1 protein-coding gene is annotated in these 24,609 nt (G+C 74.1%); it reads right to left on the bottom strand.

The window, feature by feature from the left end:
* Window positions 1–12: 12 nt before the first annotated feature.
* Window positions 13–24,609 carry a non-ribosomal peptide synthetase gene (locus tag FL583_RS39935; protein WP_170323485.1) on the bottom strand — a complete coding sequence of 8,199 codons (24,597 nt, stop codon included), beginning with the start codon at window positions 24,607–24,609 and terminating at the stop codon, window positions 13–15.

Raw genomic sequence — 24,609 nt, 5'->3', positions numbered from 1 at the left:
ATGGACCCCCGCTCAACCCAGACGATCCGCGATCAGCGGGCCGATCACCCGGAGCACCTCACCATCCAGCAGCTCGGAGTGCGCACACTCCACCGGCACCGCCTCCAACCCCGGCGTCAGCGGCCTCCACCCCGTCGACGCCGGCCCCGCGAACCCCCGCTCCGGCACCATCGCGTCCACGAACAGCACCTCTCCCCCGTACGCCTCCCACCGTGCGGTCAGGAAGACCCGATCACTGGCCAGGTACGTCTCGACGATCCGGGCCACCTGCGCCTCCTCCAGCGCCCCGATCACACCCCCGTCCGACGCCCGGATCATTGCCACCGCCTCCTCGATCGTCAGCTCGTCGGTCACCGCATGGCCGAGCTCGGCCATCAGCCCGGCCACCGAACCCGCCCCAGCCCCCGCGTCCATCCGCGCGTCCAGCATTCCGACGAAGCTCACGGTCCGGCCCCGCGACACCAGTTCGGCCGCCAGCTGGTGCGCCACCGCCCCGCCGAACGACCAGCCCAACAGGCGGATCGGCCCCTGCGGAGCCATCAAGACCACCCGATCCGCGTACGTCAGCACCACCTCCCGGAAAGACTCCGCGCCCTCCCCGGTCAGCCACGGCGACTGCAGCCCGATCAGCGGCACGTCCTCCGGCAGATACTTCGCCAGCCCGACGAACTGCCAGCTCAACCCACTGGCCGGATGCACGCAGAACAGCGGCTGCCCACTCCCGGCCCGCAACACCAGCACCGGATCCAGCCCATCCCCGGCAAAACCCGCCTCCGAGGAAACCCGCGCGGCCAGCAACGACGGCGTCGACAGCGTGAACAGCTCCGCCACCGGCACCGTCACCCCCAACTCCGACCTCAACGCCGTCGCCAGCCGCACCAGCAACAACGAATGCCCACCGCGCGCGAAGAAGTCGTCATCCACCCCTACCGGCACGCCGAGCACGTCCCCCATGACCCGGCACACCGCCGCCTCCAACCCCGACGCCGCCTCCCGCCCCGACGACGATCCCACCACCGACGGCAACGCTCCCCGGTCCACTTTCCCGTTCGGCGTCAGCGGCAGCGCGTCCAGCTCCACCCACGCCGACGGCACCAGGTACGACGGCAACCGCGCACCCAACCACTCCGACAATCCGTCCGACGACCCCACCACGTACCCGACCAACCGATCGTCCCGGGCCGCCACCACGACCGCCCCGACCCCGGGCGCCGACGCCGCGACCGCCTCGATCTCCCCCAGCTCGATCCGGAACCCGCGCACCTTCACCTGGTCGTCGGACCGCCCGAGGAACTCCAGCCGCCCGTCCACTCCCCACCGCGCCAGGTCACCCGTCCGGTACAGCCGCGAACCGCCCGGCCCGGCCACGAACCGCGACGCGGTCAGCCCCGGACGACCGAGATAACCCCGCGCGACCTGCGCACCCCCGAGGTACAGCTCCCCGACCACACCCGGCGCCACCGGCCGGAGGAACGCGTCCAGCACCAGCGCCTGCACGCCCGGCAGCGGACGCCCGATCGACGGTCGCCGCCCGTCCACCTCGTCCGCCGTCGCCCACACGGTGACCTCGGTCGGACCGTACAGGTTCGTCACCCCGGCGGTCCGCGCGCGCAACGCCGACGCCAGCGCCGGCGGCAACGCCTCGCCCCCGACCAGCGCCCGCACCCCGGAGAGGTCCACCGGCGACGCCTCCAGCAGCGCCGTCCACAACGACGGGGTCGCCTGCAGCACGGTCACCCGGTGCCGGACCACGAGGTCGGCCAGGACCAGCGGATCCACCGCCGACGGGGCTAGCACTACGCAGGCCCCCACCCGCAGCGGCGCCAGCAGCTCCAGCACCGAGATGTCGAACGACAGCGTCGTCACCGCGAGCAGCCGATCGTCCCGGCCGATCGGCGCCGGCTCCCCCAGCGCGCCGAGGAACGCGTCGAGGTTCCGCCGCGTCACCACCACGCCCTTCGGGCGCCCGGTCGACCCCGACGTGTACAGCACGTACGCCGCCGCGTCGGCGTCCACCACCCGATCGGTCCAGGGTCCGTCCCCGTCCAGCCGCCCGACGTCCACCACCGGCACGTCGAACGCGGACGCCGAGGACGCGAGCACGACCGCCGGGCGGGCGTCGTCGACCATGAACGCGAGCCGCTCCGCGGGGAACGCCGGATCCAGCGGCAGGTAGGCCGCGCCCGTGCGCAGGACGCCGACCACCGCGGCGAGCAGGTCGGCCGTGCGCGGCAGCGAGATCCCGACCAGCGACCCCGGCCCGACGCCGAGCGACGCCAGGTGCACCGCGACCCGGCGGGACGCGGCCTCCAGTTCCCCGTACGTCAGCGTCCGCTCGTCGGAGACCAGCGCCACCGCCGACGGATCCCGGGCCAGGAACGCGTCCACCCACGACGGTCCGCCGGACGGCAACAGCGCGCCCGAACCCCACTGACGCAGCTCGGAGCGGTCGGCGAGCGTCAGCACCCGGGCGTCGGAGATCGGCGTGTCCGGCCGGGCCCCGACGTCGGTGAGCAGCACGACGAGCCGGTCGAGCAACCGCTGCACGACCTGGGCGGTGAACCGACCGGTGTCGTACTCGACGGTCACCTCCAGCGCCCCGCCGTCGACGAACGTGACGTTCAGATCGACCTTCGGATCCGCGGCGAACCCGGGAGCCTCCAGCACCGGTAGCCCGAACAGCGAGTCCGACGGCGCGGGCCGGTGGAAGTACCCCAGCATCACCTGGAAGAGCGGGTTCCGCCCCGGCACCCGCGGCGGGTTCACCGCCTCGACGACCTGCTGGAACGGGAGCGTGGCGGCGTCGAACGCGGCCAGATCCGTGTCCCGGAGACGGCGGACCAGCTCGGCGAACGTCGGCGCGCCGGACAGGTCGGCCCGGAGCACGACCGTGTTCACGAAGAACCCGACCAGGTCGGCGAGGGCCGCGTCGCTCCGGCCCGAGGTCGGGCTGCCGATCGGTATGTCGGTGCCGGCGCCGTGCCGGTACAGCACCGTGGCCAGCGCCGCGTGCAGCACCATGAACAGGCTCGCCTGCTCGCGCCCGGCCAGTTCCCGCAGCGGCTCGACCAGCGCGGCGGGCAACGACAACGACGCCACCCCGGCCGCGCCCCGAGCTGCGCCCCCGCCCGGCAGCGCGATCTCGGCCGGCAGCGCGATCTCGGCCGGCAGCCCGTCCAGCGCCCGCACCCAGTACTCCCGCTCGGCCGCCGCCCGCGCGGCCAGCACTCCTTCCTGCCACAACGCGTAGTCCGCGTACTGCACCGGCAGCGGATCGAACCGGGGCACCTCCCCGCGCAGCCGGGAACCGTACGCCACCGACAGATCCCGGAGCAGCGGCCCGTCCGACCACTCGTCCATCGCGATGTGATGCAGCACCAGCACGAGCAGCGTCTCGTCCCCGTCGAGAATCACCGACACCCGAAGAGGCACGTCCACCGCCAGATCGAACGACTGCCCCACCGCCGAGGCCACCGTCCCCCCGACCGACACCGGAACGTCCGGCGACGACACCACCCGCGCGACCGGCCCGGGATCCACCACCGTCCGCAGCACCTCGTGCCGCGCGACGACGTCCCCCACCGCCGCCCGCAGCGCCCCCACGTCCAGACGCCCGCGCAGCCGCACCAGCAGCGGATAGTTGTACGCGCTCGACCCCGGCGAGATCTGCTCCAGCAGCCACAACCGCTCCTGGGCGGCCGACAGCACCGGCGACGCGCCGGCACCCCGCGGCGACAACGGCGCCACCGCCGGCCCACCCAGAAACGCCAGCAGGCGCTCCGGCGTCCGCGCGTCGAACAGCGTCCGGAGCGACACGTCGCCGAACTCCGCCCGCACCGCCCCGAGCAGCCGGATCGCGGTCAGCGAATGTCCGCCCAGGTCGAAGAAGTCGTCCTCCGGCCCGACCGACTCCACCTCGAGCGCGCCCGCGAACAGCGCACACAGCCGCGCCTCCCGCTCCGACCCGGGCGCCCGCGACTCCGAGACCGTCGCCGCGGGCACCGGCAACGCGGCCACGTCGAGCTTCCCGTTGACGGTCAGCGGCAGAGCGTCCACCGGAACGAACGCGGACGGAACCAGGTGCGACGGCAACCGTTCCACCAGAGCGTCCCGAAGGCCGGAGACGGAACCCACGACGTACGCCACCAGGCGCGCACCGCCGGCCCCCGGCCGGGCCACGACGGCGGCCTGCCGGACGCCCGGCAGGCCCTCGAGAGCAGCCCGGACCTCCCCCGGCTCCACCCGGTAGCCGCGGATCTTCACCTGGTCGTCGGTGCGCCCGAGGAAGTCGATGTTCCCGTCCGCGCGCACTCGGACCAGGTCACCGGTGCGGTACAGCCGCGTCCCGCCCGGCCCGGCCACGAATCGCGACGCGGTCAGCCCCGGGCGCCTCAGGTACCCCCGGGCCAGCCCGGCCCCGCTGATGTACAGCTCCCCGGGCGTACCCGCCGGCACCGGCCGCAGCCACGCGTCGAGCACGTGCGCCCCGGTGTTCCAGATCGGACGCCCGACGGTCGCGGTCGCGCTGTCGGTCGTGCCGCCGCCGAGCGTGTTGATCGTGTACTCGGTCGGCCCGTACAGGTTGTAGCCGAGCACGCCCGGGGTGTCGCGCAGCACGGCCCAGAGCGTCTCGGACACCGCCTCGCCCCCGAGCAGCACCAGCGCGGGCCGGTGCCCGTCGAGCAGCCCGAGGTCGACCAGGTGCTGGGCGTAGGTCGGCGTCACGTTGAGCACGTCCACCCGCTCGGCCTCGCAGTACGCGACCAGCGCGTGCGCGTCCCGGCGCAGCTGCTCGTCGCACACCAGCACGTGGTGCCCCTCGACCAGCCAGAGCAGCTCCTCCCACGACATGTCGAACGCGAAGCTCACCGTGTGCGCGATCGTCAGCTGCCGTCCGCCGGTCGCCGCGATCACCGGCGCGAAGATCGCTTCGCGGTGGTTGAGCTGCATGTTCGTCAGCCCGCGGTACGGCGTCACCACGCCCTTCGGGCGTCCGGTCGACCCGGAGGTGTAGATCACGTACGCCGGATGGTCCAGCCCGTGCCCGGCCCGCGGCAGCGGCCCCCCGTCCTGCCCTTCCGGCACGTCGTTGATGTTGACGATGAGCGGCGAACCACCGCCCGACGGTTCTTCGCGGGCCTCCGCGGAAGCCGACGTCAGGCGGTCGTCGGTGGCCAGTACGAGCGCGGGCCGGGCGTCCTCGATCATCGTGAACAGCCGCTCGTCGGGCAGGTCGAGCTCGAGCGGAAGATACGCGGCGCCGGTCGCGAGCACCGCGAACAGCGCGACGACCATGTCGAGCGAGCGCGGTAGCGCGAGCCCGATCAGGAGTTCGGGGCCGGCGCCGCGCTCGAGGAGGAACCGCGCGAGCCGGTTGATGCGCGCGTCCAGCTCGCGGTAGGTGAGCGTGGTGCCCGCGAACGTGAGCGCGGGCGCGTCCGGAGTGCGGCGAGCCTGGTCGGCGAACAGCTCGGCGATCGTGGCGTCCGGGATGTCGTGGACGGTCGCCTGCCGCTCGGCGGCCCGCCGGGCGTCTTCGCCGGGCAGCGCCAGCGAGATACGCGCCAGCGCGTCGGATCCGATGACGGCGGCCGTCGCGATCGCGCGGGCCTCGGCGACGGCGGGCTCGACGGCGAGGGTCTCCGCGGGGTCATCCGCGGCGGGAGTCTCCGCGGGGTCATCCGCGGCGGGAGTCTCTGCGGTCGCAGTCTCGGCCGTCGCAGTCTCGGCCGTCGCGGACTCAGCCGTCGCGGACTCAGCCGTCGCGGACTCGATGGCGGCGGTCCCGACGGCGGCGGAGGCCTCCGAGGCGGGAGTCTCCGCGGTCGCAGTCTCGGCCGTCGCCGACCCGGCCGCCGCGGACTCAGCCGCCGCGGACTCGATGGCGGCGGTCCCGACGGCGGCGGGGGCATCCGAGGCGGGAGTCTCCGCGGTCGCAGTCTCGGCCGTCGCAGTCTCGGCCGTCGCAGTCTCGGCCGTCGCAGTCTCGGCCGTCGCGGACTCAGCCGCCGCGGACTCAGCCGCCGCGGACTCAGCCGCCGCGGACTCAGCCGCCGCGGACTCAGCTGCCGCGGACTCGATGGCGGCGGTCCCGACGGCGGCGGGGGCATCCGAGGCGGGAGTCTCCGCGGTCGCAGTCTCGGCCGTCGCGGACTCGGCCGTCGCGGACCCGGCCGTCGCGGACCCGGCCGTCGCGGACCCGGCCGTCGCGGACTCAGCCGTCGCGGACTCAGCCGCCGCGAACTCGATGGCGGCGGTCCCGACGGCGGCGAGGGCCTCCGAGGCGGGAGTCTCCGCGGCGGCCCGCCGGGCGTCTTCGCCGGGCAGCGCCGGCGAAATACGCGCCAACGCACCGGACCCATTCCCGGCGGCGGTCTCGACTGCGCGGGTCTCTGCGGCGGCGGTCGCAGCGGCGGCGGTCGCGGTGCTGCCGGCGGCGGGGCCGGGGGCGGCGGTCACGGTCTCGGCCGTCGCGGTGTCCGGGGTCGCGGTTTGCGCGGTCGGGGCCTGCGCGGTCGGGGCCTGCGCGGTCGCGGTCTCGGCGGCGGACCGCCGGGCGTCCTCGCCGGGCTGCGCAACCGAGAAGCGCGTCAATGCACCGGACCCGTTCTCGGCGGCGGTCTCGATCGCGCGGGTCTCGGCAGCGGTCTCGATCGCGTGGGTCTCGGCGACGGCGCGAGTCTCCGAAGCGGGAGTCTCCGCCGGGGCGGTCTCCGCGGCGGCGGCCTCCGCGGAGCCGATCACGGCGGCGGCGGTCGCAGCGAGGGCGATCGCGGTGCTGCCGGCGTCGGGTCCGGAGGCGGCGGTCGCGGTCTCGATCGTCGAGGCATCCGCGGTCGCGGGCACAGCGGTCGCGGGCACAGCGGTCGCGGGCACAGCGGTCGCGGGCACAGCGGTCGCGGGCACAGCGGTCGCGGGCACAGCGGTCGCGGGCACAGCGGTCGCGGGCACAACGGTCGCGGACTCGGCGGCGGACCGCCGGGCGTCCTCGCCCGGCAGCGCAACCGAGAAGCGTGTCAACGCACCGGACCCACTTCCGGCGGCGCTCTCGACCGCGCGGGTCTCGGCGGCGGCGGTCTCCGCGGAACCGATCACCGCGTCGGCGGTCGCAGCCAGGGCGATCGCGGTGCTGCCGGCGCCGGGGCCGGAGGCAGTCGTGGCCTCCGCGGTCGCGGCCTCCGCGGATGCGGGCTCGACGGCGGCCCGTCGGGCGTCTTCGACGGGCAGCGCAACCGAGAAGCGCGTCAACGCACCGGACCCACTTCCGGCGGCGGTCTCGACCGCGCAGGTCTCTGCGGCGGCGGCCGCAGCGGAACCGATCACGGCGGCGGCCTCAGCGGCGGCGGCCTCAGCGGCGGCGGCCTCAGCGGCGGCGGCCTCAGCGGCGGCGGTCTCGGCGGCGGCGGTCTCGGCGGCGGCGGTCTCGGCGGCGGCGGTCTCGGGGCTGCCGACATCGGGGCTGCTGGCGTCAGAGCTGCCGGCGTCGGGGGCGGCGGCGGTGCTGACTGCGGCTAGGGCGAGGCCGAAGCGGGCCAGCAGGCGCTCGGCGCGGGACCGGTCGACGACGTCCGGGCGGTACTCGAGACGCACCCGGAGCCGCTTGCCGGGCGTCGCGACCCAGGTCAGAGGGTAGTGCGTCGCGTCGACGGCCTGGGCGGTCTCGAAGCCGTGGGCGGACTCCAGGTCGGTGAACGTCTCGTCGTCGAGGAAATTCTGCAGCACGTACAGGCTGTCGAACAGCGTGGTGTGCCCGGCCGCCCGCTGGATGTCGCCTAGCCCGAGGTACTCGTGCGGCATCATCGCGATCCGGTCGGCCTGGACGCGGGCCAGCACGTCCGGCACCGAGTCGCCGGCCTCGAGCCGGACCCGCTGCGGCACGGTGTTGAGGAAGACGCCGACGACCTCGTCGGCCCCGTCCACGTCGGTCGGGCGCCCGGCCACGGTGGTGCCGAACACCACGTCGGACGAACCGGCCTCGTACCCGAGCGTCAGCGCCAGAGACGTCGAAATGAGCGTGTTGAGCGTGACGCCGGACCGGCGGGCCTGGTGGGTGAGGGCGCGGGTCGCGTCCTCGGAGAGGTCGAGCACGAGGCTGGTGGGCAGCACCGGCTCGGTGCCGACGGCGGCGGCCGGGAACAGCACGGTCGGGTCCAGACCGGACAGTGCGTCCTTCCACGCGGCGGCCGACGCGTCGGAGTCCTGGCGGGCGAGCCAGCGCAGGTAGTCGGGGAACGTGGCCGGCACCGGGTCGGGACTCCAGGCCTCGCCACGGCGGAAGGCGCCGTAGGCGCCGAACAGGTCACGGAGCACCAGCTCGCGGGACCAGCCGTCCCAGAGCAGCAGGTGGTAGGTGAAGAGCAGCCGGTCGGTGCCGTCGGCGCGCCGGATGATCGTGAGCCGGGACAGCGGCGGAGTGGCCAGGTCGAACGGTGCCGACCGGTCCGCGGCCGTGACGTCGTCGTCGGTGACGTGGATGCGCGGGGTGAGCCCGGTGCCGACGACGGCGACCGGCCGGGGGTGCCCGTCGGCGACGAAGCCCAGGCGCATCGCCGGGTGCCGCTCGAGCGTGGCCGCGTAGGCGAGAGCCAGCGCGTCGGCGTCGATGCGAGAGGCGAAGTCGAACGCGTTCTGGGCGATGTAGACGTCGTCGTCCCCGGCGAGGCGGGCCTGGAAGAAGAGCCCCTCCTGGAGCGGCGAGAGCGGCCAGACCTCGCCGGGGAGTTCTTCGGTCGCGTCGGCGCCGGTGCTCAGGTCGGTGAGAGCGGCGGTCCAGCCGTCGGTGATCGCTCGCACGTCGTCGGAGCTCAGACCGTCCGTGGGATACGTGAACACCGCCCGGAGGCCCTCGTCCGTCGCCGCGACGTTGACCTCGAGCAGGTACGGCGTCCCCAGGTCGGGGTCGGGCGCGACGCGGAGCGCGTCGCCCTCGGGGGCGGAGGACCAGTCCGCGGACCGTCCGGCCGAGAACCGGCCGAGGTAGTTGAACAGGACCTGCGGGGTGCCGAGGCGGGCCAGCGCGGGCGCGGTACGCGGGTTCGCGTACCGGAGCAGGCCGTACCCGAGGCCGTGGTCGGGCGCCCGCCGGACCGAGTCGCGGACCTGCCGCAGCACACCCTCTCCGGCGATCTCGGGCAGCCGAATCGGAGCGATCGTCGTGAACCAGCCGACCGTCCGGGACAGGTCGGCGCCACCGATCGGCTCGCGTCCGTGCCGCTCCAGGTCCACGACCAGCGGCCGATCACCCCGCCACGCCGAGATCGCCAGGTGCAACCCGGCCAGCAGCGTCTCGGTCACGTCGACCTCGGCGTCGGCCGGGACCCGCGTGAGCAGCGGCTCGGTCACGGAGGCCGGAAGCGTCACGACGAGGTCGGTGGTGGCGCCGACCGTGAGGCCGGCCGTGGACCGGGCCGGGTCGAGCTCGCCGCCCGGGGCCAGCACCGAAGTCCAGTGCTCGAACTCGGCCAGCCGGGCCGTGTGGCCGGCCTCCTCGGTGAGAGTGCGGGCGAACGCCCGCAGCGAGGTGCCGACCGCGGCCGGCGTCTCGGCCGCGGCGAGCGTGGCCAGGTCGTCGGCGAGAATGCGCCAGGAGACCCCGTCGACGACCAGGTGATGGGCGACCAGGAGCAGGCGCCCGCGATCGCGCGGTCCGCGGTCGAACCAGACCGCTTCGAGTATCCGTCCGGAGTCGGGATCCAGCCGCCCGGCGGCCGCGTCGGATTCTTCCGCGATCACCTCACGGAGCCGGTCGTCGCCCATGTTCCTGGCGTCGACCACCGAGAGGTTCGTCGCCGCGGTGGCGGCGACCTCGAGCGACCAGAGGACCGGGATCGGCCGGTGCAGCCGCAGCCTCAGCGCGTCGTGGCGCGCGACGAGTGCGCTGACCAGCGCGGTGACGCGGTCCGCGCCGAGCCCGGTCGGGGTGAGGAGCAGTTCGGCTTGGCAGTGCCGGTTGATTCGGCCGCCGAGCTCCGCGAGCCTGCTCACGATCGGCAGCAGCGCAACTTCTCCGACCCCGTCGGCCGCCGCCGCGGAAGGCGCGGCAGCCGCGGGCGCCGCCGACCTAGCCGGCGCTACCGCTTCGGCCAGCGCCGCCGGGGTCCGGTGAAGGAACACGTCCCGTGGGGTCACGGCAAGACCCCGGCGCTTGGCCCGGTTGGCCAGCTGAATCGCGATGATGCTGTCCCCACCGAGCCGGAAGAAGTCCTCGTCTCCCTCGACCCCGTCGAGCCCCAACACGAACGAGAACTCCTCCCGCAACACCCCCACCGCGTCCGCGCGCGCCGCGCCGGAAGCGGGCGCGGGCGACAGCACCGAGCCCAGCGGTAGCGCGGAGGAAACCGGCGGGGAAGCCGGTGCGGTGGGTGGGGGTGCGCTGGTGGGTCGGGTGCGCTCTGGGGCCGGTAGGGCGTCTCGGTCCAGCTTGCCGTTGACGGTGAGGGGCAAGGACTCGACCGGCACGATCGCCGACGGGACCATGTAACCCGGCAACGTAGCCTCCAGCGCGGCTCGCAGAGCGTCCACATCGAACACCTCGTCGACCGGAACGCGCGGCACGACATAGGCGAGCAGGCGGTCTCGGTCCTGGGCATCCCGGCGAACCAGCGCCACGGCATTGGCCACCTCGGGGCGCGCCAAGAGCGCGGCCTCTATCTCGCCCAGCTCGACCCGGTACCCCCGGATCTGCACCTGGAAATCCGAGCGGCCCAGGTACACGAGCTCACCGGCCGGGGTCCAGCGGGCCGTGTCCCCGCTCCGGTACAGCCGCCCGGGCCCGAACGGGTTCGCGACGAAGCGGGACGCGGTCAGGCCGGGACGGTCCAGATACCCGCGCGCCAGCTGGTCGCCGGCGACGTACATCTCCCCCACGACGCCCGGCGGCACCGGGCGCAGCGCGCGGTCCAGCACGTACACGCGCAGGCCCGGCAGCGCGTCACCGATCACCGAACCGGCCTCGGCGTCCGACGCGCTCAGCGCGCGGAACGTCACGTGAACCGTGGTCTCGGTGATGCCGAACATGTTGACGAGCCGGGGCGCGTCGTCGGCGTGGCGGGCGTACCAGGGCGCCAACCGGCCCAGGTCGAGCGCCTCGCCGCCGAAGACCACGTATCGCAGCGCCAGGTCGTCCGGCGCGTCCCGATCGGCCTCGATCAGCGGGTAGAACGCGGACGGCGTCTGGCTGAGCACGGTGACCTGCTCGTCGGCGAGCAGGGTGCGGAAGCGGTCCGGGTCCCGCGCGACCTCGGGGTCGACGACGACGACGCGGGCGCCGTGCCGGAGGGCTCCCCAGAGTTCCCAGACCGAGAAGTCGAACGCGTAGGAGTGGAACATCGTCCAGACGTCGTTCGGTCCCAGTGCGAAGTGGTGGTCGGCCGCTTCGAGCAGGCTGAGGACGTTGCGGTGGGTCACCGCGACGCCCTTGGGGCGGCCGGTCGAGCCGGACGTGTAGATGACGTAGGCCGTGTTGTGCTCCGAGAGCGGCGCGCGGTCGGTGATCGGCGTGCCGTCGTAGTGCTCCGAGTCTTCCAAGGCGATCGACGGGACGTCGGCGTCCACTGTGCCGAGTACGCACACCGGGGCCGCGTCCTCGAGGACGAAGCGGACCCGGGCAGCGGGGGCGGTGACGTCCACCGGCAGGTAGGCGGCACCCGACTTCAGGACGCCGAGCAGCGCGACGACGAGGTCGGCCGACCTGGGCATTGCGATCGCGACCCGGTCCTCCGGCCCGACGCCCCGCTCGATCAACAGCCGCGCCAGCCGGTTCGACCGCTCCTCGAGCTCCCCGTAGCTCAGAGAACTACCACCGAAGGTCACCGCGACCGCGTCCGCGCTCACCGCTGCCGCCGAGAACGCCTCCCCCAACGTCCGAACCGCCCGCACCTCGTCCTCGAGGCGGAGATCCAGGCGCGCGACCGGCTCGTCCAGGCCCTCGACCATCTGCTCCAGCACCCGCGCAACCCGCGCCAGCAGCCGCGCAGCCTCCTCCTCACCCACCAGCCCGACGTCGTACTTCAGCTCCAGCGTCAGCCGATCCCCGGGAAACGCCACCAGCGCCACCGGGTAATGCGGCGAATCCGTCCCGGTGAACCCGCTCACCTCCAGCGACCCCGGCCGCTCCGGCGCCCGCACCGCGGGGAAGTTCTCCACCACGACCATCGTGTCGAAGAACGCCCGCACACCGGCCACCCGGGCCAGCTCCGACAGCCCGACCTGCTGCACGTCCAGCACGTCGGTCTGCTGCTCGTGCAGCCGGGACAACACCGCACCGACCGTCTCGGACACCGACCACCGCATCGGCACCGGGATCGTGTTGATCAGCAACCCGACGATGCCCTCGACGCCCGGCAGCGTCCCGCCGCGGCCCGACACCGTCGACCCGAACACCACCGAGTCCCGGTCGAGCAGCCCGCCGAGGACGAAGCCCCAGGCTCCGTGCAGCAGCGTGCTCAGCGTGACCCCACGCTCCCGGGCAACCGCGGCGAGCGCCTCCGGCGCCAGGTGATGGAACACGCTGTCGTGACGGTCCGGCACCCGACCGGCGTCCACCGGTACCAGCATCGTCGGCTCGGCCCCGTCCAGCGCCAAGGCCCAGGTCCGAACGGCCCCGTCCCGCCCGACGACATCAGCGACGTGATCCGCGAACGTCACGGCCGGATCCGGCAAGGACGCCCCACCCCGCGAATACGACTCCACCACATCGCTGAACACCAGCGGATACGACCAGCCGTCCCCCACGATGTGGTGCATCGTCTCGACCAGCCGATGCTCGGTCTCCGAGAGCGTCACCAGCGCGTACCGCACCAACGGCCCGGTCGCCAGATCGAACGGCTCCGCCAGCTGCGCCGCGCACACCCGATCCAGGTCACCGTCGAACTCGGCCCACGGCACCTCGACCCGCTCGGCGATCACCTGCACGACCCGCCCGTCCGACAGTGCCGGGAAGCTCGCCCGGAGCGCCGGGTGGCGCGCCACGGTCGCCTCCACGGCCCGCCGCAGCACCGCCGCGTCCACCCGCCCGGTCAGCCGCGCGACCTGCTGAACGACGTAGGAGTCCGCCCCCCGCTCGGCGATGCTCGACTGGAAGAACATGCCCTCCTGCAACGGCAGCAACGGCAACACGTCGGCCGGCGTCCCCAACTCGTCCACATCGGCCTGGGAGAGCCGGACCAACGGGAAGTCCGACGGGGTCGGACCGGACAGGTCCGGGCAGGCGGCGAGCGCGCGCAGCGCGGCCATCCAGCGCTCGGCGAGCCCGCCGACCTCGTCCGCGGACATCAGACCGGTCGGGTACGCGAGGGTCGCGGTGAACGCGCCGTCGCGGACCAGCGCGTTGACCTCCAGGGTCATCGCCGGGTTGCTCGGATCGACGCTCTCGCGGAGGTCCTCGACCGCGGTCCAGTCGTCCGACGGACCGGCGCCGAACCGGCCGAGATAGTTGAACAGGATCTGCGGGGGCGTGCCCCAGTCGCCACTGCGCGGGTAGCGCAGATAGCGCAGCACGCCGTAGCTCAGCCCGTTCGACGGGACGCCGCGCAGCTGCTCCTTCACCGCCTTCGCCGCGGCGGCCAGCGCCGGGCCCGCGGCCAGCACGTCGTCCCAGCTCAGCGCGCCCGGGTCGAGCCGGACCGGCGCGATCGCGGTGAACCACCCGACGGTCCGCGAGAGGTCGGGCGACGCCTCGGGGAGCTCGCGCCCGTGGCTCTCCAGGCTGAGCACGGTCGCGGACTGCTCCCCGGCCCGCCAGTCGGCGACCGCCAGCGCGAACCCGGTGAGCAGCACGTCGTTCACCCGGCCGCGGATCGCGGCCGGTACCCGGCCGAGGAGGTCGGCCGTGACGTCCGGCGGCAGGGTCACGGTGAGCTTCGCGACGGTCGCGCCCGTGTCGATGGTGGGGTCGGCCGGGCGGCTTCCGAGGGTCGGGTCGGGCTTCGACAGGACGCCCTGCCAGTACGCCCGGTCGGCCTCCACGTCCGCGGTGCGGACCAGGTCCGCCCAGGTCCGGAAGCTCGTCGGGACCGGTGGCAGGTCCGCGGGGCTTCCCTGGTTCCAGGCGGACGCGAGGTCCGCGGCCAGAATGCGCCAGGAGACCCCGTCGACGACGAGGTGGTGGACGACGAGCAGCAGCCGCCGTTCGGGCTCGTCCCACGCGGCCCGGAGCATCACGCCGCGCTCGGGGTCGAGGCGCGCGGCTTCGGCGTCCGAATCGAGTACGGACGTGGACCGGAGCAGCGCGGACGCGTCCACGGCCCCGGCCGGCGGGACCTCCAGCGTCCACCCGCCGGAGCGGTCGAGCCGGGCGCGGAGCAGGTCGTGGCGGTCGAGGAGAGCCTGGAGCAGCTGCTCCAGCCGGGTGCGCGACAGGCCGGCCGGGGTGCGCAGCACCATCGACTGGGCGAAGCCGGTGAGCGGGGTGCCGGCCTGCTCGGTCTCGGCCAGCATCGGCGTGAGGTGCACGGTGCCGACGCCGCTGTCCGTCGCCGCCTCGACCGGCGCGGCGGCCGGCAGCGCGCCCGCCAGCGCCTGGACCGTCCGGCGGCGGAACACGTCCCGGGGCGTGAGCGTGAGGCCGGCCGCGCGGGCCCTCCCGGACACCGCGATCGACGAGATGCTGTCGCCGCCGAGCGCGAAGAAGTCGTCGTCGATCCCGACCGACGGCAGACCCAGCACCTCGGCGAACACGTCGCAGAGCACGGCTTCGGTCGCGTCCCGGGGCGGGCGCGCGGTCCCCCCGCCGGGCGGCTGCGGCACCGGCAGCGCCCGGACGTCGAGCTTCCCGTTGACGGTCAGCGGCAGAGCGTCCACCACCGCGAAACGCGTCGGAACCAGATAGTCGGGCAGACGCTCGGAGAGCGTGGAACGGACCCGCGCCGGAAGCTCCGGGGAGTCCCCCACGAGGTACGCGGCGAGCAGCTTCGTGCCGGTGGACGGGTCGGTCCAGGCGACCGCGGCGGCCTGCCGGACCTCGGGCAGCGCGCAGAGCGCGGCCTCGACCTCGGCAAGCTCGATGCGGTAGCCGCGGATCTTCACCTGGTCGTCGCTGCGGCCGAGGAAGTCGAGGTTTCCGTCGGAGCGCTGCAGGACCAGGTCGCCGGTGCGGTACATGCGCCCGCCGGGCACGTTCGGGTCGGCGACGAACCGCTCCGCGGTGAGCGCCGGGGCGTGCAGGTAACCGCGGGCCAGTCCGGCTCCGGCGATGTACAGCTCCCCGACGACGCCCGGCCGCACCGGCCGCAGGAACGCGTCGAGCACGTAGCCGCGGGTGTTCCGGATCGGGGTGCCGACGGTCGGGGTCGGCGAGTCGTCGGTGCCGCCGCCGAGCGTGTTGATCGTGTACTCGGTGGGTCCGTACAGGTTGTAGCCGCGCGGACCATCGTCGGTGGACAGTCGGGACCAGACCGTGTCGCTGACCGCCTCGCCGCCGAGGAGCACCAGGGTCGGCGGATGGCCGTCGGCGTCGAGGAGCCCGGCGTCGAACAGGTGGTGGGCGTAGGTCGGGGTGACGTTGACGACGTCGATCCGGTTGGCCCGGCAGTACGCGACGAGCGCGACCGCGTCCCGGCGGAGCTCCTCGTCGCAGACGTGGACCTCGTGGCCCTCGACCAGCCAGAGCAGCTCTTCCCACGACATGTCGAACGAGAAGCTGACCGTGTGGGCGATCCGCAGGCGGCGCCCACCGGCCCGGGCCACGGTCGGATCGAAGATCTCGGCGCGGTGGTTGAGCTGCATGTTCGTCAGGCCGCGGTACGGCGTGACGACGCCCTTGGGCTTGCCGGTGGAGCCCGAGGTGTAGATGACGTAGGCGGTGTGGTCGAGCCGGTTCCCGCCGGTGAAGGCTTCCTCGGCGGTGAACGGACCGCCGGACTGCGCCGCGCGGGCGGCTTCCGTGGCCGGGGTGTCGAGGACGAGGACCCGGCCGCCGTAGGTGTGCTGGGCGTCGGCCAGGGCCAGGTTCGCGGTGGTCGTGAGCAGGAGCGCGGGGCGGGCGTCGGCGATCAGGTCGGCCAGTCGCTCGACCGGGTGGTCGAGCTCGAGCGGCAGGTAGGCCGCTCCGGTGCGGAGCACCGCGAACAAGGCCACGACCATGTCGACGCTCCGCGGCAGCGCGAGCGCGACGATCGCCTCGGGGACGGCGCCGTTGACCCGGAGGAGCCGCGCGAGGCGGTTGACCCGGGCGTCGAGCTCGGCGTAGGTGAGGGTCTCTTCCTTGGCGACGAGCGCGGTCTCGTCCGGGAGCCGGGCGGCCCGGTCGGCGAGGAGCTCGGCGATCGTCGCGTCGGGGAGCGGGTGCTCGGTCCTCGTCCAGTCGTGGGCGAGCGCGGCGCGCTCGGCGTCCGTCGAGAGGTCGAGCCGGGCGACGGGCTGGTCGAGGCCGGTGGTGAGCAGGTTCGTGAAGTGGTCGACGAGGTCACGGGCGTCGGACTCGGTGACCAGGTCGGGTCGGTACTCGAGCTTGATCGTCAGCTGCTCGCCCGGGGTGAGGACCCAGGTCAGGGGGTAGTGGGTGGTGTCGTGGTAGTCGACGTCGACGATGCCCTGGGCGGTGTTCAGGTCGCGGAACGTGTCGTCGCCGAGGAAGTTCTGCAGGACGTAGAGCGTGTCGAAGAGCTGGTCGGTGCCGGTGGCGCGCTGGATGTCACCGAGGCCGAGGTAGTCGTGCGGGGTGAGGTCGACCCGATCGTCCTGGACGCGTCGGGCCAGGTCGGCGAGGGTGTCGCCCGGCCGGGCGGTCACCCGCACCGGCACGGTGTTGAGGAACAGCCCGATGACGGTGTCGGCCCCGCGCAGGTCGGCCGGGCGTCCGGCCACGGTCGTGCCGAACACGGCGTCGGTGGTGCCGGTCCGGTGGCCGAGCAGCAGGCCCATCGCGGCGGTGAGCACGGAGTTGAGCGTGACGCCCTGTGCGCGGGCGGCGGCGGTGAGGCGAGCGGTCGCGTCGGCGGGCAGCGTCGCCAGGATCCGGTCGGAGAGCACGGTCTCGCGGCCGACCGCGGCCGGCACCAGCAGGGTGGGTTCGGCCCCGGCCAGCGCGCCGGCCCAGGCGAGGCGGGACGCGTCGGCGTCCTGCCGGGCGATCCAGTGCAGGTAGTCGGGGAAGCCGGTGTCCCGGGGCAGGACGCCGTGCGCGCCGCGGGAGTCGTAGAGCGCGAACAGCTCGCGCAGGACGAGTTCGCGGGACCAGCCGTCCCAGAGCAGGAAGTGGGAGGTGAGCAGCAGGCGGTCAAGTCCATCCGGAGTGTGGACGACGGTGAGCCGGACCAGCGGCGGGGTGGTGAGGTCGAACGGGCGCTCGCGGTCGTCGCGGAGGATCGCGTCGAGGGAGGCGGTGCGTTCCTCGACGGTGGGAGTCAATGTGGCCGCGATGTACTGGACGGGCGCGGGGACGCCGGTGAAGCCGGCGCGGAGCGCGGGGTGGCGCGCGAGGAGGGCGTGGAACGCGAGCGTCAGTGCGTCGACGTCGACGCGGCGGTCGAGGGTGAAGATGTTCTGGGCGATGTAGGTGCTGGCGGTGGGTTCGTAGGAGGCTTGGAAGTAGACGCCTTGCTGTAGGGGGGAGAGGGCCCAGATGTCGGCGACCGGGACCGGCGCGGAGCCCACCACGGCGTCGATCTGCGGCTGAGTGAGCGTGACGGTTGGCAGGGTGGCGGGGGTGAGGTGGGGGGTTTCGGCGGCGTTGTCGGCGACGGTCTCGGCGTTGTTGAGGGCAGCGCCCTCGCCGGCGGCACCGCCTTCGCCCGCTGGAGCGGCAGCGCCCTCGTCCGCGGCAGCGGCAGCACCCTCGTCAGCGGCAGCGGCGTCGGCGGAGAAGGCGGCGGCAGACGTAGGAGCAGCGGCGGCGGTGGCGGCTGCAGCCGCGCGGGCGGTGGTAGCGGGAGTGTCGGAGGGGGCGGGATTGGCAGTGGCGTCGGCGGAGGAGGAGGCGGGGAGGCTCGGGGAGGTGAGAAGGGTATCGAGCGCGGTGGCGGTGCGGGCTCGGAAGACGTCCTGGGTGGACGCGACGATTTCCTCGGCGGCGAGCCGGTGCACGAGCCTGATCGCAGTGATGCTGTCGCCACCGAGCGCGAAGAAGTCCTCGCCGGCGCCGACGGTCGCGCGCCCGAGCACGGCGGCGATCGCGCCCGCGATCCGCTCGGCGCGCGGGGTCGCCCGAGGCTCGGTGGTCCCGGCGGGCGCCGGGTCCGGGAGCGCGGACCGGTCGCGCTTACCGTTCGGCAGCACCGGAATCGCCTCGATCACGGTGACGGTGCTAGGCACCAGGTAGTACGGCAACTGTTCCCGCAGCGCAGCGAGCACGCGCGCCGGCTCGGCCGCCGACACGACCGGAGGGGCAACCGCCGCAGGCGCGGAGCCCCCGTCAGAGGCAGGGCCGCCATCGGGCGCGGGACAACCGTCGGATGCGGGACCACCGTCGCGCACGGAGGCGCCATCGAACACGGAGGCGCCATCGCGCACGGAGGCGCCACCAGGCCCGGAAGTCCCGCGGGGCGCAGGACCACTATCAGGCACGGAGCCGCCGGCAGGCGCGGGACCACCGTCGCACGCGGAGCGGCCATCGAGTGCGGAGGCGCCGTCGCGCGCGGAGATGCCATCGAGTGCGGAGGCGCCATCTGTCGCAGGACCGCCATCAGGCACGGAACCGCCATCAAACACGGAACCGCTGGCAGGCGCGGAGGTTCCCTCGGAGGCGGGGCGCGGGCCTGCGGGGACGACGTAGGCGTGCAGGGAACGGGCGCCCGCGGCGCCTTCCCGGACGGTGGCGATCGCATCGGCGACGCCAGGCAGGCGTCGAAGCGCAGCCTCCACTTCGGACAGCTCTACGCGGTGACCGTTGACCTTGACCTGGTCGTCGGACCGGCCGAGGAACTCGACCCGGCCGTCGGGGGTCCAGCGGCCGCGGTCGCCGGTCCGGTACAGACGGGCTCCGGGCGCGCCGAACGGATCGGCGACGAACCGGGCCGCGGTCTCGGCCGCGCGGCCGAGGTACCCGAGCGCGACCTGCGGCCCGCCGACGTAGATCTCGCCCGCTGAGCCCGGAGCTACCAGCCCGAGCGCGCTGTCGAGGAGGTAGACCGTGGCGCCGGGCACCGGAACTCCGAGCGTCACCGGGCCGCCCGGCCTCACCGGCCCGGTCAGCACGTCACCGGCAACCTCGGAAGAGCCGTACGAGTTCACGATCTCCGCGTCCGGGCTGGCCGCGGCCAGCGCCCGCACGGTGTCGTCGCTGAGCGGTTCGCCGCTGACGATCCAGCGCCGGACACCTCGGAGCCGCTCGGGAGCGGTCTCGGCGAGCGCACCCGCCAGGCTCGGGACAGCGAGGACCTGACCCGCCCCGGACGTCTCGATCAGCCGCGTGAGCGCGTCGCCGTCCGCGCCGGTGGCGGCGTCGGCGAGCACGATCGTCGCGCCGGCAACGAGGCCGCCGAGGAGCTCGGTGGTGCCGTCGACGAAGCTCAGCGAGCTCCGGGCGACCCGGACGTCGTCGCGCTCGAGCGACCACGCCCGGCGCGCCCAGGCCAGCCGGTGCGCGAGCCCGGCATGCGTGCCGACCACCGCCTTGGGCACCCCGGTAGACCCGGACGTGAAGATCACCGTCGCCGCGTCGTCGGCCGCCACCGCGGTGAACCCCGCCACCGCGGTGAACCCCGCCACCGCGGTGAACCCCGCCGCCGCGGTGAACCCCGCCGCCGGGGTGAACCCCGCCACCGCGGTGAACCCCCCTGCGGCGGGCGCCTCCGCGCAGTCGGCGATCTGCCGGGTCGGCACCGGACCGGGCGGGGCCGGGGCATCCGTCAGGAGGAGGGTCGGGCGCGCGACCTCCAGCATCAGGTTCCGGCGCGCTTCCGGGTACTCCGGGTCGATCGGGAGGTAGGCCGCGCCGGCACGCAGGACGCCCACGACCGCCACCGGCAGCGCGACGGTCCGCCGCGCCGACACCGCGACCACGTCCCCCCGGCACACCCCGGCCCCGGTCAGCGCCGCCGCCACCGACGCACTCCGCTGGTCCAGCTCCGCGTAGGTCAGCGACTCCCCGTCGAGACCCGCCGTGATCGCCACCCGGTCCGGATGGGCCGCCACCGCGGCCGCGATCATCGCCAGCACCGTGTCTACCGGTCCGACCGGCTCGCCGGTCCCCATCGCCAGCACCCGGCTCCGGTCGGACTCCCCTACCACCCCGACCCGCTGCGACGGCTCCGAGACCAACGCCGTCAACACCTTGGCGTACTGCTCCAGCAGCGCAGACGCGCCGTCGGCGTCCAGGAGCGCTCGGTCGTGGGTGAGGGCCAGCCGCAGAGTCTGTCCCGGCCTAGCCATCAGCGTCACCGGATAGTGCGGCGCCTCCACGACCTCGAGCCCGGTCACCCGCAGCGACGCGTCCTCCGGCGCACCGGGCACCGGATAATTCTCGATCACCACCAGCGTGTCGAACAGCTCGCTCAGACCGACCCGCCGCTGGACGTCCGCCAGCCCGGCGTGCTCGTGTTCCACGAGCGCTCGCTGGCCGTCGGCATAGCGGCGGACGACGTCCGCGACCGTGTCGTCGGCTCCCCATCGGACCCGGGCCGGAAGCGTGTTGATCAGCAGACCGACCATCGTGTCGAGGCCCGGCAGGTCGCCCGACCGGCCGGAGACGGCCGAGCCGAACACGACGTCGGACCGGTCGCAGGCGCGGCCGAGCAGCAGGCCCCAGGCCGCGCCGAGCACGTTGCTGACCGTGAGGCCCTGCGAGCGGGCCCACGCGTTCAGGTCTTCGGCGGGCAGGTCGAGCTCCACGCGGCCGAATCCGGCCTCGGGCCGAGCCGGGGGCGGGAGCACGTCGGCGAGCCGGGTCGGGGAGTCCAGGCCGGTGAGCGCGCCGGCCACCGCGGTCACGTCCGCGTCGGTGTCGCGGGCCGACAGCGCCCGGAGGAACTCGCGGTACGGCACGGTCGGCGGTAGCGGCGTGCCCTCGTGCAGCGCGATGAGGTCGCCGAGCACGAGCGGCACCGACCAGCCGTCGGCCAGGATGTGGTGCACGGTCTGCACGAGGAACGCCCGGTCGTCCGCGACCCGCACCAGCGCGTACCGCATCAACGGCGGCCGCGCCAGGTCGAACGCCTCGGCCCGCTCCGCCGCAACGACACTGTCGAGACCACCCGCACCGGTCAGGTCGACCGTGCGCCACGGCACCGGCCCCCGATCCGCGATCACCGCGCGGACCGTCCCGTCCCCCATCGGCCGGAACCCCGCCGCCAGGTTCGGATACCGGTCGAAGATCTGCTCCGCCGCCCGCCTCAACCGCTCCGCGGACACCGAACCCCGCAACTCGATGATCTGCTGAACCACGTACGGATCCGCGTCCGGCCGGAACGTCGCGTGGAAGTACAGCCCCTCCTGCAACGGCGCCAGCGGCAGCACGTCCCGCAGCCCCGGCACGTCCAGCCCATCCACATCGGACTGCGACAGCCCCACCAGCGGGAAGTCCGACGGCGTGAACCCGACCACGTCCGGAGCCACCGCGATCTCGGTCAGCCGGTCGGCCCACTCCCCGGCCAGCGTCTCGACGTCGGACTCCTCCAGGACCCCGTCCGGCCAGGTCAGCCGGGCCTCCAGCACCGGCCCCCGCGGACCCTCGACCGCGATCGCGTTGATCTCCAGCACCCGCGGCAACGGCATCCGCGGATCCCGCCGCTCCAGCACCGTGTCCACACCCGACACCAACGCCCACGGCTCCGGCGTGTCGGCCGAGAACCGCCCGAGGTAGTTGAACAGCACCTGCGGCTGCGCCGCCAGATCGTCACGCCCACCGAGGTGACGCAGCGCGCCGTAGCTCAGTCCCCGGTGCGGCACCGCCCGCAACTGCTCCTTCACACTCTTGACGACGACGCCCAGCCCGCCGGCCGGAACCGACAGCGCGACGGGGTACAACGTCGTGAACCACCCCACGGTGCGCGAGAGATCCAGCGCGCCCGGCAGCACGTCCTCCTCGCGCCCGTGCCCCTCCAGCTCCAGCAGCACCGGCCCGGCCGCCCCCCGGAACCGCACCAGAGCCAGCGCCAGCGCGGCCACCAGCGCGTCGTTCACCCCGCCGTGGATCGCCGACGGCACCGGCCCGAGCAGCCGGGCACTGACGTCCGGCGGCAGCGACACCAGCAGGCTCTGCTCGGTCGCGACCGTGTCCCGCGCCGGGTCGAGCGCCCGCCGCCCGAGCAGAGGATCGGGCGTGCCCGCGACCGCACCCCAGTATTCGGACGCCGCCACACCGCCGCCGTCGCGGTCGCCCAGCCCGGCGGCCCAGTCCCCCAGCCTTCCGGCCCATTCACGCAGGCCGGTCGTCGCCGGCGGCAGCGGGTCCCCACCGGCCAGCGTCCGCAGGTCCTCGGCCAGGATCCGCAGCGACACCCCGTCCACGATCACGTGGTGCGCCACCACGACCAGCCGCCCCTCGGCGGCCACCCCCGGGACCGCCGGCGGCGTCAGCCAGCGAAACCGCACCATCCGGCCCCCGGCCGGGTTCAGCCCGGCCACGGCCGCGTCGACCTGCGCGGCGACCGCCGCGTCGTCGGTGCTCCCCACCACCACGTCGAGGACGTCGTTGGCCGACGGCGTGCCGACCGGCAACACCTCCAGAGCGCCCGAGGCGTCGACGCGACTCCGTAAGGCGTCGTGCCCGGCCAGCAGCGCGTCGATCATCGTGCGCAGCTCGGCGGCCCGGAGCGACCCCGGCGTCCGGAGCACGATGCCCTGGAAGAACCCCTCCATCGCCGGCTCGTGCTCCCCCAACCACGCCAGAACGGGCGTCGGCGGTACGACGCCGATCCGCTCGGGCGACGCGTCCGCCGACGTCTCGACCACGGTCACGACGGTGGCGAGCGCACCCGCCGTCGGACGGGCGAACAGGTCGCGGGGCCGGACGCGGAGCCCGGCCTTCCGGGCCTCGCGCACGACGGCGATCGCGACGATCGAGTCGCCGCCGAGCGCGAAGAAGTCGTCGTCGGCCCCGACCCGTTCCCGGCCGAGCACGGTCGCGAACACGTCGCAGAGCGCCTGCTCGGTGGGGGTGCGGGCGGCCCGCGAGATCGGGGCCGAGGGCAGCGAGAAGGCCCGCAGCCCGGCCCGGTCGACCTTGCCGTTCACGGTCGTCGGCAACGCGTCGAGCACGACGAACGCAGACGGAACCATGTACTCGGGCAGCCGCTCGGCGCACCACGCCCGCAGCGCCTCAGCCGTAGAAGACCCGGCCGCGAACCCGACCAGATGGTCGGACGGGACCCGCTCCACGATCACCGCGGCCTGCCGCACGCCGGGGTGCGCGGCCAGCACGGCCTCGACCTCCTCGAGCTCCAGGCGCATTCCGCGGATCTTCACCTGGTTGTCGGCCCGCCCGACGAATTCCAGCGTGCCGTCGGCGGTCCAGCGGGCCAGGTCACCGGTCCGGTAGAGACGCGAGCCAGGTCCTCCGAACGGGTTGGCGACGAATCGGCCCGCCGTCAGACCGGGAGCGTTGATGTAGCCGCGGCCGAGCAGGAACCCGGCCGCGTAGAGCTCGCCGGTCTCCCCGACCGCGACCGGCTGGAGCGCGTCGTCGAGGACGTAGAGCTGGGTGTGCGGGTTCGGCCGGCCGATCGAGGTCGCGATGCGCTCGGCCCGGTCGGAGTAGATGACGTGGGAGACGCCGATCGTCGCCTCGGCCGGTCCGTAGCCGTGGTACAGCGTCGTCGTCAGCTGGGCGCGGAACCGCTCGAACAGCTCCGGGGTCAGCACCTCGCCGCCACACCAGACGTGCTTCAGCCCGGCCAGCGCGGTACCGCCCCGGGCCATCTCCAGTAGCGTGTCCAACATGGACGAGACCAGGTAGACGAACGTCACCCCCTCGTCCCGGATCAGGTCGAGCAGGTACTGCGGGTCGCGCTCCCCGCCGGGCTCGGCCACCACCACGTACCCGCCGCTCACCAGCGGCAGCAGGATCTCGTTCACCGAGATGTCGAAGGCCAGCGGCGCCTTGAACAGCGACGCGTCGCCCGGTCCGAAGTGCAGGATCTCCTCGACCTGCCAGCGCAGCCGCTCGGCGATGGCCTCGTGCCGGATCATCGCGCCCTTCGGCGTCCCCGTGGACCCGGACGTGAAGATGACGTAGGCCAGCGACGGCCCGTCGGCCGGAACGAGGAACGGATCGGCGGGGAACCCGCCGTAGCGCCAGTCCCCCAGGTCGACGGCGAACTCGCCGGAGCCGGCCACGACGAACCGGGCCCGGGCGTCGGCGAGGACCCGTTCGCGACGCGACGCGGGCCAGCCCGGATCGACCGGGACGAACGCCCCACCGGCCAGCAGGATCGCCAGCACCGACACGACCATCTCGGCCGACCGGGGCAGGCTGACGCCGACGACGTCCTCGGGCTCCAGCCCGGCCGCGCGCAGCGCGCGGGCCAGCTGGAACGCGCGCTCGCCGAGCTCGCCGTAGGTCAGCCGGACGCCGCCCGGAGCGACGAGCGCGAGCGCACCGGGGTCGGCCGCGACCCGCTCGACGAACCACTCCGGGACCGTGCCGGTGGGCGCGGGCGTCGTCGCGTGGTTCCACGAGGCCAGCGTTTTCAGCCGCTCAGCACGCATGGAATCACTCAGAGTGACGGAAGTCAT

Source organism: Cryptosporangium phraense (genome assembly GCF_006912135.1).
Lineage (GTDB): Bacteria > Actinomycetota > Actinomycetes > Mycobacteriales > Cryptosporangiaceae > Cryptosporangium > Cryptosporangium phraense.
The sequence above is the reverse complement of the archived record's forward strand: the minus strand, read 5'-3'. Positions and strand labels throughout refer to the sequence as shown.